This is a genomic window from Desulfovermiculus halophilus DSM 18834 (assembly GCF_000620765.1).
Lineage (GTDB): Bacteria > Desulfobacterota > Desulfovibrionia > Desulfovibrionales > Desulfothermaceae > Desulfovermiculus > Desulfovermiculus halophilus.
The window spans coordinates 1-12,762 of record NZ_JIAK01000007.1 but is presented as its reverse complement, the minus strand read 5'-3'; the positions used below and the strand labels follow the sequence as shown (position 1 = coordinate 12,762).

At 49.3% G+C, this 12,762-nt stretch carries 13 protein-coding genes; 3 read left to right on the top strand and 10 right to left on the bottom strand.

Features of this window, described 5'->3' with window-relative positions; all coding sequences use genetic code 11:
* Positions 1–116: 116 nt before the first annotated feature.
* The 7 genes from N902_RS0103665 to N902_RS16235 all read right to left on the bottom strand — a co-directional run bounded on the left by N902_RS0103665 (position 117) and on the right by N902_RS16235 (position 4,268).
* On the bottom strand, positions 117–842 hold the full coding sequence (locus N902_RS0103665; RefSeq protein WP_027369832.1) for a M48 family metallopeptidase: 726 nt from the start codon (positions 840–842) through the stop codon (positions 117–119).
* A 106-nt stretch (positions 843–948) separates the two neighbouring features.
* Positions 949–1,425, bottom strand: a complete 477-nt coding sequence (locus tag N902_RS0103660) for a ribonuclease toxin HepT-like protein (RefSeq protein ID WP_034621513.1) — start codon at positions 1,423–1,425, stop codon at positions 949–951.
* Positions 1,422–1,790: a nucleotidyltransferase family protein gene (locus N902_RS0103655; RefSeq protein ID WP_027369830.1), complete on the bottom strand. Its 369-nt coding sequence runs from the start codon at positions 1,788–1,790 to the stop codon at positions 1,422–1,424. Before N902_RS0103655 ends, N902_RS0103660 begins: the two co-directional genes overlap by 4 nt.
* 18 nt (positions 1,791–1,808) lie before the next feature.
* Entirely contained in the window at positions 1,809–2,345 is a 537-nt protein-coding gene (locus N902_RS18560) for an LEA/WHy family protein (RefSeq protein WP_051564228.1), read from the bottom strand.
* A gap of 44 nt (positions 2,346–2,389) precedes the next feature.
* Positions 2,390–3,385 carry an Rpn family recombination-promoting nuclease/putative transposase gene (locus N902_RS0103645; protein ID WP_027369829.1) on the bottom strand — a complete coding sequence of 332 codons (996 nt, stop codon included), beginning with the start codon at positions 3,383–3,385 and terminating at the stop codon, positions 2,390–2,392.
* Positions 3,386–3,582: 197 nt separating this feature from the next.
* A complete protein-coding gene (locus N902_RS0103640) occupies positions 3,583–3,885 on the bottom strand; it encodes a nucleotidyltransferase domain-containing protein (protein ID WP_034621511.1) in 303 nt (100 codons plus the stop codon).
* The gene (locus N902_RS16235) at positions 3,873–4,268 is read right to left on the bottom strand and encodes a HEPN domain-containing protein (RefSeq protein ID WP_034621509.1); all 396 of its coding nucleotides are present in this window, start codon (positions 4,266–4,268) and stop codon (positions 3,873–3,875) included. The genes N902_RS0103640 and N902_RS16235 overlap by 13 nt, the downstream gene beginning before the upstream one ends.
* 562 nt (positions 4,269–4,830) lie before the next feature.
* Between N902_RS16235 and N902_RS0103630 the strand changes: the two genes are divergently transcribed.
* The 3 genes from N902_RS0103630 (at position 4,831) to N902_RS18555 (ending at position 7,692) form a co-directional block, all read left to right on the top strand.
* The gene (locus N902_RS0103630) at positions 4,831–5,538 is read left to right on the top strand and encodes an outer membrane protein (protein WP_027369827.1); all 708 of its coding nucleotides are present in this window, start codon (positions 4,831–4,833) and stop codon (positions 5,536–5,538) included.
* Positions 5,539–5,883: 345 nt separating this feature from the next.
* On the top strand, positions 5,884–6,771 hold the full coding sequence (locus tag N902_RS0103620) for a transposase (RefSeq protein WP_084287715.1): 888 nt from the start codon (positions 5,884–5,886) through the stop codon (positions 6,769–6,771).
* A 384-nt stretch (positions 6,772–7,155) separates the two neighbouring features.
* Positions 7,156–7,692 (top strand): CPBP family intramembrane glutamic endopeptidase, encoded by a 537-nt coding sequence (locus N902_RS18555; RefSeq protein ID WP_027369825.1) that lies wholly within the window; start codon positions 7,156–7,158, stop codon positions 7,690–7,692.
* Here N902_RS18555 and N902_RS20610 read toward each other — a convergent pair.
* The 3 genes from N902_RS20610 to N902_RS0103605 form a co-directional block, all read right to left on the bottom strand.
* Positions 7,689–7,955, bottom strand: a complete 267-nt coding sequence (locus tag N902_RS20610) for a zinc ribbon domain-containing protein (protein WP_084287712.1) — start codon at positions 7,953–7,955, stop codon at positions 7,689–7,691. The genes N902_RS18555 and N902_RS20610 overlap by 4 nt on opposite strands.
* A gap of 332 nt (positions 7,956–8,287) precedes the next feature.
* Complete coding sequence (locus N902_RS0103610) at positions 8,288–9,304, bottom strand: transglutaminase-like domain-containing protein (RefSeq protein ID WP_027369824.1); 1,017 nt, start codon at positions 9,302–9,304, stop codon at positions 8,288–8,290.
* Between the two features lie 76 nt (positions 9,305–9,380).
* Complete coding sequence (locus N902_RS0103605) at positions 9,381–11,693, bottom strand: molybdopterin-containing oxidoreductase family protein (RefSeq protein ID WP_027369823.1); 2,313 nt, start codon at positions 11,691–11,693, stop codon at positions 9,381–9,383.
* Between the last annotated feature and the right edge of the window lie 1,069 nt (positions 11,694–12,762).

Here is a 12,762-nt window from a genome sequence, read left to right as displayed (position 1 = left end):
CCGACAGCGGCCCCTACCCCAGAACCCATTCCATACCAAGCATTTGTGCTTGTGAATAAAAGTGTGCCTGTTGACCGGCCGACAGGATGATTTGCGGATATGTATGAAATGCCCTTTCAGAACTTTGCCCACCAGGGAACGGCCGTGTGATGCACATGCTTCATTGCCCGCTCGTACCTGGCCTTGTGCGGCGAGAGCCTGGACAGCAGGGCCTGAAATCCGGAGCCGTGATTGGGATGCCGGACGTGGCACAGCTCATGGAGCAGCACGTGCTGGACAAACTCCCCCGGCAAGAACATGAGCTGGCAGTTCAGGCTTAGAGTCCCGGATGTGGACATGCTGGCCCAGCGGGTCTTCTGCTTTCGAATCTGGATCCTGGCAATGGGCAGGGCATGCCTCTCGGAAAGTGAACGGGCCCAGGGCACAAGCGCTGTTCGGGCCTGTTCCTTCAGCCAGTCCTGCAACAGCCGGCAGCACACATCGGCTTCTGTATGCGGATCGGCCTGGATCGCAATCCGGCCCTTTGCCGGTGTATGCAGGGCACGGGACTGGCATGCACGGGGATCATAACAGACGGAAAAGGATTGTGCGTTCGCGGCCAGCACAATGTGTTCCGGAAGATGCTGTACGTCCGGTCTCAAGCCGGCCGCCCGCTGGATCTCCCGCTGATGTCCGGTGATCCAGGCCTGGTTGGCTGCTGTGGCTTTGCGGACCCGGGAGGCGGGACAGCCCTTGGGGACAACCACCTCCAGCCCGGTCCCGGCCAGAATGCGAAACCGTATATATTTGGCCCTGGGACTGACCCGGACCGCATGCGGCAGGCGAATGATGTTTTTGAGCATGGGTAAAAATGAATGGATTCGCCGCAAGAAGCCAGCGAAAAGGGTGATCAGGGCTTGGGCGCACAGAAAAATTGTGTGCTCCCGGCATATCCGCAGCCTACACTGTTTATTCTGCGGCCTTTAGAAAAAGTACAAACTCTTCCAAGTCACTGGAAGTAAGCCCAAAACACTCCTGCACGCTTACAGCCAGTTCACCTACCCGTGAAGGACGTAGATTGAAAGTATATACATTACGGACCAGATGGCGGAAAGCCCGATATTCATCCAGGCAGGCCCGTGTCTCTTGGCTGATGACAGCTGGACGCAGATCTTCAAGCTGAGCAGCCATTTGCTGCAATAACTCCTGATGCCAGTTCCCGCCATTCGGCAATGCATTGTCTACAGTCCGGCCAATATCTTCGAAAATCGCTTCAACCCCAGTATAAAAACTGTGCAGGTTGAGGGCGACACCGTCCAGAAATCCACTGTCTCCGGTTTGCTGGGCCTTGTCATGCAAAAACTCGATCCGCTGAACAACTCGTTGCACATCATGCACAAGCAGCCCGATCCTTCCGGCCAGCGCCTTGTATGCTCCCCCAGTCATATAGGTATCGCCTCGTCTTGAATATGTTCTCGCAATGATTGGGAGGACTCTTCGATTGCGATCAAATCAACAGATATATCCGGATCAAGGCTGGTTACTCTGGCCACTGCCTGCAAATACAGACGTTCTTGCAGGCCCCAGACCGCCAAATCGATATCCGATCGCAAATGAAACAGTTCAGGATGAACCAAGGAACCAAAGACAGCCACTTCTTGGGCTTGAAATTCATTACAAAGAATCTGAGCTGCCTGTCGAGCAACCTTCCAGGCTTGCTCCAGACGCTGAAGGCGTCGTTTCTCAGCAACCTCCTGCCGCCTGCGGGCGGTCTTTCGATATTTTTCCATGTCTACAGGGGATAGAGCCATGACTTGTCTGCCTAAATCTTAAAACGCATCATTTCGCGAATCAAAAAACCGGTCCATACTCATCGATCCTTGTGCGGAAAAAGGAATCCGTCCGGGCAATGCCCTGCCTCCCAGATGAAGATGGCCGGACAGATCATACTCTATGGAATCAGCCTTCCCATCGCCCTGAGCTGTCCGCAACCCCCGCAGGAATCTGCTCACAATCTGCAGGGACGAGGCATAAACGGTGATGTCCACCAATCCGGTGCCAAAGGCCGGAATGCTCGCTTCGGTCTCAGTCACCCCGGAGGCCAGACGGCTTCCGTTGACCTCCAGATCGCAGTCCAAAGCCTTGATCACCAAGGGAACGTCGTTGTGATTAAAGACCCGCAGCTGGAGCCCAAAAACCGCTTCAAAGGTCTTGATTTCCTGCACCGTGATATTGGCCAGATTGATCTTTGGCGGCTCCAGGCTCTTGCCCAGCCCTGCACATCCGTACAGGCCAAGGGCGAGGAGAACAAAGCCGGCGAGACAGAGTAACTGCCGGACACAATATGAGCTTTCGTGATGGGTCATGGAAGTGCCTTGAGTTTGGGGGGCAGCAATGAGCAATTGTCAGATCATCGCAGCAATCCCAGGACTTCGGACTTGTCCTGAGCAAACAACACAGACTCCAGGGCTTGGTCTAGAGTGGCCTGATCTTGTACCGAGGTTATCAAGGCCACTTCTCCTGAGGTCAAAGAAAATTTCCTTTGCATTTGCTTAAGAAGTATAATCCGTTTCCCCTGAAGTTCTCCCTGCTGCATTCCCTGCTGTATTCCTTGTTGCATCCCTTGCTGCATTCCCTCTTGGCGCAGCTTGTCGGCTATGGTCGGCATAAGTTCCTCTCCTTGAGGAAGTTTCTCAAAGGCCTCGCGTACATCAGAGGCATCAACATGTTCCGAGGCTTGAAACACATATTCCAGGACAACCTGCAGATATTCGGTCACCAACTCCTTTTCCGCCAGGCTCCCCAGCAGCTCCACGATCCGAGGGAGCTGATCACGCAACTCAGGACTCTGGATGTATTTAAGCAACAGCTGCACTGCCTGCAACACGATAGTTCCCTTGATTTCATCTTCATTCAAGTGGGAAATGTCGTGCAGAATGTGCTCAAAGTTTGGGATATAAGGCAAATACTCCGACGACGGAGGATCAAACAAATCTTCAAAACCCAAGCTGAAGCTCCAGGTTCTGGTTCCGTGATAAATCACCACCGGGATAATCAAGGGGAGCGGACCGGACTGACCATCTCGTACCTGAGCATACCACCGGCTGGCCATGTATTGCAAAACCTGAACCCGGGCATAGCGCTCAGGACCGCTTTTATGTTCGAACAAAAAGTAAAGATCAGCCGGACTCCCCTGCGTCACCCTGGTCTTGACCACCACATCGCTAAAGTATTCACCTAGATCCGCTTCAACATAGTTTCCGCTGACAACTTCCAGGCTCTCAAGATCAAGATGAGCCACGATTTCAGCCGGCAGATAGGTGATGATGAAGTCCCGGACATTTTCCGGACGGTTAAAAATCTGTTTGAAGAAACGGTCATGAACGCGAGGACTGGATGAAGACATGATCAAAACCTATACACAAAGAACGGCGCTGGCAAGCCTCTCGCTGCGCATGCCAATACGCACCATCCCCGGTGGATGCGGTGAGTACCGGTGGGGGCGGGATCAAAGAAGGAGGCGACGGATCATCCCCGTGGGTGCGGGGAACAACACAGAACCGCCTCATGATCACGCTGATAGGGCCAGTCTATGCGGAGCATTCAGTGAACTTCGATCCCTGAGAGATGTATTTCATTTACCAAGGGATTATTCATGGTAAAGTCTTCTGGTCGAAATGGGCTTGGTTCAATTCGGTCATCAACCCTTAAGGCCAGCTTCATCAGAGCGATGCGCTCTTGGAACAAGTCCTCAGAAAAGTCTGGACTGATCACAGCCAAATCAATATCACTCCACTTGTTGGCTGTCCCCTTGGCATATGACCCGTAAATGTATGCCCCGGATATACGCTTGTCTTTACGAAGCAGAGCAACGAAGCTTCGAACAGCCTCTTCTACCTCAGGCATGATTGCAGCCACTTGTAATTCCTTTTTATGACATCCATTTGATGTATCGTAAATTCTTGAGTGCATTTTTCACGAAAAGACCTTTTAAAATCGGGATATCTGGCTTCTATATTAAAAGCAGTTATGGTGATAAGCTCGTTTTCGTTTTGCTCATCCAAATCGATATCAGCAACCTTAGCGAGCCTTATTAAATTATGTATTGGTGGAGCATGGCCTTTTATTTTCTTAACGCAGAGAGCCTTCAACATTTTTTCTAAGGCCAAATGTCCAAAAAATAATGCATATGAAAAGTCTTCCTTCTCGACAAGGTGGTCAGCTACACGCAAGGCATCTTCGGCTTCAGTTGCCCAAAAGTTTATGAGATTCTCAATGTCAATAGCCATGCTGTTCACTTGCCATATGCTGGCCTACGTTATTCAGGCCAAACCGACCAACCATCGTGGAGGTCCTAATTTTCAGGGCCTGTCCGTCTGTCCAGCACTTCTCTCCACATCTGCTTCCGCTAACTCATCTAAATTCTTCCTTCAAGGTATAACAGTATCAACAAGCCACCTGCTTGACAAGGAAGCTTTCCCCTTAACCAATCAAGACCCAGGCCTCTGAACAAGAAAAGAGTCAAGAACCTTTCTCTGTTGGCGCTGCCAGATCATCCCCGCGGGTGCGGGGCAGACCCTGCTTGACACATGGATCAGGTGGCTCAAAGGGGACTATCCCCGCTGGTGCGGCGCACACCAGCCTGTCCAGCACGGGGCCAAGTCAAGAAGGGCATCCCTGTTTGCATGAGCACTTAAAAAACAAGTATCATGAATAAATACAGACAGCTATAGTTAAAATTTGTCACCCAACCCTCCCTTCCGCCATGTCATAATATTGACTTTCGCTTAATCCAATGGCATGTGTGCCTCACCCTATAACGTTCTAATTCTATTGCAAAAAGGAGGATACATGCGTATACTTAGTGTTGTATTTGCTCTACTTTTACTCCCGGTAGCGTCCTGGGCTCAAGACAATGCCGGTCATCTGCAAAAGATGAACGCCTTTGCCATCAAGCCAGGATACCATATGTACCAGAGCAATGACTTTTTCGATTTCTGGGATATTGACGAGGACGACATGTCCAGCTTCATGTTCGAGATGGCCTATGAACGGAAACTGAATCAAAGCTTTGGCATAGAGATGGGGATTGGATATTTCAAGTCCGATGAGACCTACCACCCATTCGGATTGTCATCCGAGATAGAAATCGAAAACTTCTATCTCTCGCCGACAATCAAAGGATACCTGCCGGTTTGCGACTACTTTTACCTCTATGCCGGAGCTGGTCCAGATATATATTTCACCAGAGGAGATTACGATCTTGAAGGTAACATCCGCGGGATAGCAGTAGATTACAGTGAAGATGAAGAGGAATTCGGCTTTGGCGGCCACGTCTTGGGCGGAATGGAGTTTTATATAATACCCAATCCTGGACCTAACCAATACGACGCCCCGCTGGGCGTCTTTATTGAATATCGGCATTCATGGGTGGAAGTGGATGATGTGGACGAAGATACAATTGACATTGTAAATCAGGCGTTAAATGAAGATTTTGGCCCGAACAATCTGGACGTAGGCGGCAGCCAAATCATGGCCGGCCTGCGCTGGCACTTTTAGAATTCCTGCATAGTTCAGCTGACTAGAAAATCCAACCGTTCATTCTCGTCAGGAAATGCAAAAAGGGGATAGTCCGCAACGGTCTATCCCCTTTTTGCATTTGGAATATTGTGGATCCAGGCCGACAAAGGTAATGGAACATGAGTCATCAGCGCGGGCAGGCTCGGTTTCAATCCACGCCCCCGCGCAGGGGGCGACTGGCCACGGCCTGCTCACTCATCATGAACATAAGTGAATATAAGGGACAGTAAGTGAATATAAGGGACAGGAGAAAAATGTTGATGTTTATCTTCAACTGGTCTATCCTGCTCTGTATCCGTCATTCGAACTCTCTGGAGGTGCCTTATGGCTCGTATGCCTCGCTTTCTCCTTACCCATCGCCAGACCACCTATCACGTCATCAGCCGTACTGCCCTGGACGGCTATCCCCTGGGCGACCAGGAAAAAAGCTTGCTCCTGGGCATCATTCAGAATCTTTCTGCTGTCTATTTCTGTCAGGTTCTGGGCTTCTGCCTCATGGGCAACCACTTTCATCTCCTGGTGACCATGCTCCCAGAGAACGAAATTACGGACCAGGAAGTCCAAGCGAGCTTTCAGCAAAGATATGGTGATGAATACACCCTCATGCCTGGGCAAATCCCCTTCTATCGCCAGAAATGGACCTCCCTGTCCGAATACGTCAAAGAAATCAAGCAGACCTTCACTCGGGTGTACAACAAAAAGCGGGGCCGCAAAGGGACCTTCTGGGCCGAACGTTTCAAAAGCCTGATCGTGGAAAAGGGCGAGACCCTCATCAACTGCCTGGCCTATATTGATCTCAACCCCATCCGGGCCAATCTGGTAGATAAACCTGAGGACTACCGGTGGTCCTCCCTGGGTTACCGGTTCCGAAGTCATCGAAAGGACACTTTTCTTTCCTGGAATCTGGGCCTGGAAGAATACAACGTGGACAGTTCCAAAGAACGACTGCGCCTGTACCGGGAGTTTGTCTACGCCCGCGGAGGGATAGATACCGGAAAGGGGAAAGTCCTGGAGGGTGTTCCGCTGCCCGAATGCGTGGAGCGATTCATCCAGCGTACCCGCTTTTTCACTGAGGCCGGGATCATCGGCTCCCGCGAGTTCGTCCGCCAGGGTTTCGAGCACTTTCGGGATCTCATCCAGCCCAAACGAGAACGCAGACCGCACAAGATTCAGGGTTTAGAGCAGACGTATTCCCTCAAACGCCTAACCTGAATCCAGGCTTCCCTTCGCCCTATCTTGCTGTCCCCCCCCATTCAAGGCTGGTTTCGGCCCAGTGCGTCTGCCGTCTTTCGTGCCGGGTCTATTCACATAATGTAGCCCGCCGTTAGAACCTGCATGCATACCCAGCCGCCCACACCCACTGACGGATTCAAAAAATCAAGACTGTGATCCTCAAAGGATCGCGAAGCATCACTGCTGTGCATGCCATGATTTGCATATTCCTCCTGTCCCTAATTTTCCGCTCGTTCCCCTGGGGTACCCTGGACTGTCCGGGATGCATGGCTGGGAGCAGCCTGCCTCGGCATCTGGCTTGCTCTGGCCTATGTTGCGGTTACCCTGCTCCATCTGCTGGATGTGGATCTCTCGCCCGGCCTAATGGTCAGCATGCTCGAGCTGGCCCTTCTTGTTCCGGTCTGGTGGTTTACCCGCAAAAAATACAACGCCGGGCGGCATCATTTAGGGCTGACTGGGTTCAAGATGAGATATCTGGGACTGGGCGCAGCCCTCTTGCTGCCGGCCATGTGGATCAACGCCCTGTACGAGACCGTTCTCTCCAGCTACAATCTGGAAGTACAGCCGGAGCTGAAACATATTCTAACCCAAACCCCCTCTCCGGGCGTGTTCGTCTTTGCCGCGGTGACCATCGCCCCTCTGGTGGAGAAGATCTTCTTCCGGGGATTTCTTTTCGCCGGGCTGAAAAAGCGCTTTGCCTGGACCAAGGCCATGCTCATAAGCTCCGGCCTCTTTGCCCTGCTGCATCTGCGTCTTCTGGCCGTGCCGCCGATCTTCATTCTCGGTCTGATCTTTGCCTATTTGTACCAAAAAAGTGGTTCCATCTGGCCGGGAGTGCTTATACACGCCCTGGTCAACGCTTTGGCCGTGATTTGGGTATTTACGTACGCTGCCAGTTAAACCGCACAACCAGCCGTTGATCGAAGGAAGTTGTGATCCGCATTCATCTCAAGACCGCAGGCCTCACACACAAAGAGGCTCTGCGATTTGCGATTGTTCTTTGACACATGATCGCGCCTGGAACACTTCTGAGAGGTATACCAGGCCAGGACTTTTATCAGTGCCCCGCCACGCCAGTTCAGCTTATAGTCGAGCTCGTATAAAACAAGAATCCAGAAGGAATATTCATGCCTCGCTCTGCTCGGCCTTGTGGGCGAAGACAAGCTTCGCCCCTACGAATTCAACCACGACTGGGGTAACAGCCGTTTTTTCGCTACGAGGGTCCCCCCTCGTAACGTCTTTTCTTGGGGCTCCAGCCCCCTTCTACACCATCTCTGTAGAGCCTGAGACCAGAGAAGAAAAAAACAGATGGCCGGAGCCATAAGACAAAGACGTCCCCAGGGAGGACCCTGGGAACGAAGAAAAAAGCCCAAGCGACAAATGCGGGCCTGGTGCTGACCAGCCAGGCTTGCTCGTAAGGCCCCTACCTGAAGGAAGAGGCCTTACGAATAGACAAATAACCTTCAAAGAATAACTAAATTCTGGACATGCTAAGTTAATTCTGTTTATAAGTAATAGTATACTTAAAAGTATCAGGATCAAGCCAGTCCAGCGTCTTGTTGCCAACCTGGGCAAAAGGGTACATCAGGTAATTTATCTTTCCACCCTTCTGTGAAGGATTGAGAATAAGGTCCCGTCCTTGGGCAAGTTTCACCCTATAAGGATCAACACCACCCCAGAAGTAGCTGCGGTATTCATTGGTCTTGGCATCACCAAGTTTCAGATCATGCTTGAGCATCATCTTACGAACGTCTGCTGGGTCCACAGGTACCCAGCCGTATCCAGGCAAAAAGAATTCCGCCCAGCAATGCTGCCAGCCGGTAATATCCACAACCGGTTTCTTACCCAAGCGGATACCGAATACTTCCCTTGCAGGAACACCTGCTGCCCTGGCAAGGGCAACAAAAACAGAAGAGATATCAACACACTTTCCGCCCGGATCTTTAAGCAATTCGCACACATTGCCTGAGCCGCAACCGCGTGTTTTTGGATCTCTGTAAGTGTTTTCACAAGTCCAGTCATAAATAGCCTTTGCTTTGGCAAGGACTGATTTTTTGCCATTTGTTATTTTTTCGGCCAGCTTTTTAACATCGCCCTTACAATGTCCCCAAGTGCTAGGTGCCAGATATTTAGAATGATCAGCCACTGAACAGGCTGCCTCATTGTTGGGGAAATTATTTTTAATTACTTCCTTCCGGGACACATGAAAACTGAAATGGAGGATTCTGGAGGAAGCACCTTTCTCCCATTTAGCAAACAGCATAGGGGTCTGAAATTTGTTATCCGTATACACTGCAGACGTTTTGTAGTTACCGCTCACCTGCACTTTCGTAATAGTCTGACTCTCATTGGAGATTGGATAGGGTATCCATAATTTTACCACTTCATTTGTGCAATGACCTGACAGGTCAAAATCCATTGAGATGGTTCCTTGCGCTGATTTTGCCCATGAATAGCTGCCCATGATGCATATTACTGCTATCATAGTGATAATAAAAATTGTTTTTTTCATTTGTACCTCCCTTGTTTAGAATTAATATATTTTCAAAAAGCGTGCTTAAATTTAAAAACTTTATATTCATCACGGATTATGCCTTTTTAACTGCTGCTGTCATTCCTTTGAATGCGACTTGCCCTGAAACAGGGCACCGGGCTTGAGCACTAGTGAGAAAATTGACAGATTGCCAGGCGTGATAGGGGCTGTATCTCCCAAAAGAGTAAGGGATAAAAATGGTGTCTTCACGGATATAAGAGGTTACCATGGCTTTTGCCCGGATTTCACCAAAAACGGATCGAACATTGAGCATATCCTTATCTTTTATGCCAAGTTTTTTTGCAGAGTCTGTGTGAATGGCACAGAATTGATCCGGGCATTCCTTGTCAAGCGTTTTGATCCAGTGGGATGTGTGTCCCATGATGGCGCTTGAAGGCCTGCCGGTGATCAGGTAGAAAGAATACTGGTCCTTTGATCTATCCTTTTTGATCAGTTCAACCCTGTTTGTATAGGTTTTGTTTTTTTGGAATGCCGAAGGAATAAGCTTGGCAGTATCATATTTGATTGTGGGCTCACCGGGTCGGGCAATATCAGGATCAGTATAATACCTGGGAACAGCGCTAAGGCCGTATGAGGAGAGCTTATCTTCAAGTTCCTGTGTCCACAATTCAATTTTTTTGCTATTGGTTGCAAACCTTTTGTCAAGAAAGAGCGTATCTCTTTCTTTTACCGTTTTGTTGACAATTTTTATAGGTGCCCGTAAGGAATTATCCTTTTTGGCAGTGAAATGCTCCACGGTATAACCTTTTGCACCTCCAGCGAGGTTCTGTAATTCTACAGGATCTTTTAATGTATCCGTAAAAATGTCTCCCCAGCCCATGCGTTTGGCCAGTTCAACCCACCACCATCTGTCCGGTTTTGCCATTCCTGGTGCTTCAATAAGTTTCGGTACCCATACAAAACGGCTGTCATCTGAAACCGGGGCGAGACCTCCGGCTTCTATCCAGGTAGCTGCAGGAAGAATGTAATCAAAATAATGTGCATTAATATTTCGGGTCAGGCCGTTGTATACGCTCAGTTTCAGTTTTGGCATCAGCCTGCGAAGTTTTGCCTGGTCCGGCCATTGTGTCAGCGGACTGCCGGTGGAAATCAGTGCCTGCAACCTGTATGGATAATTTGGGTTTTCAATGGAATCAAGCCACCCGACAGGATTTTTACACAACTCCATTTTTTGTTCAGGTATTTTTTCCTTAGGTAAAGCAAGGCTACCGGTGGAGATGCCACCATTGTTCAGACAGGCATAGCCCATTGATTTTTCACCGTAGTGCCCGGTGATAGCGGCAAGATGATAGAATGCTCGATGGGTTTGAACAGCATTTGTATGATGGCTCAGCCCTGCATTTCCTATAATGATGGCTTTTCGGGTTTTCGCATAGGTGGACGCTAGCTTTCTTATGCTCTCTTTTTCAAGCCCGGTCACCTTTGCTCCCCAGGCAAGGGTATATTCGCCCTCCATGATCTCAGTCTTTAGAGTCTCAAACCCAATAGTGTGGGCATTAATAAATTCGTAATCAACAAGATCCTCTGAAATGATAGTATGGATCATGCACAGTGCCAGGGCCAAGTCCGAACCGGGCTTGATGGGTAACCAAAGATCCGCCTCTTCCGCAGTCTTGGATTTTCTGGGGTCAATGACACAAATGGTGCATTTCCTCAAGTCTTTTCTTTGTTTCAAATGGGAATATGCAACCGGACGTGTTGCAGCAAAATTACTCCCGACAAAAATATAGAGATCGGCATTAAAAAAATCGTCATCACTATATGTCCATGCTGTATTCCTTGTTCCGACCACTGATATTCCTGCTGGTTTGCCTGAATAGTTGCAAAATGGACCCGTCTTTTCATAATTAGGAGTACCATACAGTTTTGCAAATGCACTATTCAGCTTTCGACCGTCGGATGCACTACGGCCAGACGCCCAAATCCCCAATGATTCACCACCGAATTCTTTTCGAATGCTGATCAGTTTCTCTGCTATTTCGTCCAACGCCTGTTCCCAGCTGATTTTTGAAAATTGCGCTGAAGGACCATATCCACTGGTTCGTTTTAAGGGCTGAAGCATACGATTCGGGCTATTTAAAAGTTCCATACTGCCAAAAGGCTTGATGCAGATTTTTCCTTTTGTCACAGGATCTTCCGGGTTGCCGGTCAGGTGGACTAGTCTGCCGTTTTTGATGTGAGCGATCATGCTACACCCGTTCTGGCACCACATACACCCTGTCACATATTTTTTTGTTTGCTTTTCATTTGGTGCAAGTCGCCATGATTCTGCATAGGATAGAACTGGAAATATTCCGGTAGCGGCAGCCATTTGTAAGCTTGCCTTAATGAATTTTCTTCTGTCCATTATAGAGATACCTCCTTTGCATATTAATTTCCATGCGCTAGCGAGCACTTTACCTGTAAATAGATATTTGGACAGCAGTGACAGAAATCATTACATATCCCGCCTGGTAGACAAGAAATTATTTATAACCATTTACCTTTTCTTCTTTTGCGGTTTCAGGTTATTTATCTTTTCGCATTCTGCGATCTGCATCCGTTCAAGCTGGGCATTAGCACAGGAAAAAACAAACAGTCCAATAGTTTTATTAAATACAAAACGATATTATATATCACAAAACATAATACTCTGGTAGCCTGTCCTGAATTTCTCATTCAGATGTCTTTGGGCCTATATCTTCGAGTTATGCAGGTGATTCGCCCAGGACCTGAGCTGGCGGGAGCGGCTCTCGGCAATCGTTTTCAAACTTGAGGCGGATCATCCCCGCGTAACCATTCAGGGAGTAGGAATGGTGCACCGCGGAGACGCTGAGAACGCTGAGTTGAGTTTTATTTTTATCTTTGCCGCTGAGATAGACGGCAAAGATAAAACTGCTCACTGCTTTGCAAGCAGAAAGATAGCATTATTAACATCCTGACCTTACGGAAAATTTGCCCACAGGGCAGAGCCCATTTATTTTTCGCCCTCTCAGCGAAAAATAAAAAATCCCTCTCTTCTCTGCGTCCTCAGCGTCTCTGCGGTGGGCTACTCTTCTCTCCGTAGAGGACGCAGAGGAGGCACAAGAAAAAACCCAGTGAACGCTTACTTGTAAAGAGATCGAATCCTTAATGTCGAGGAGCCTTCCCCCGGACCATTTTTACGGCTCTTCGACGCTGACTGTGGAATTTGGGGTTTGCCGGTACATACTCGATCAGGGGGTGATGACAGCGTTGGTATCACCCGTCATTGCGAGGCGGCTTCGCCGAAGCAATCTCCAGCGCATCACCGTCCCGGACAAAACCAGGAGATTGCTTCGCTGTGCTCGCAATGACGGTCTATTCTTAGGTTTTCCAAATCCCCTGAATGGTTACATCCCCGTGGGTGCGGGGAACAACACAGAACCGCCTCATGATCACGCTGATAGGGCCAGTCT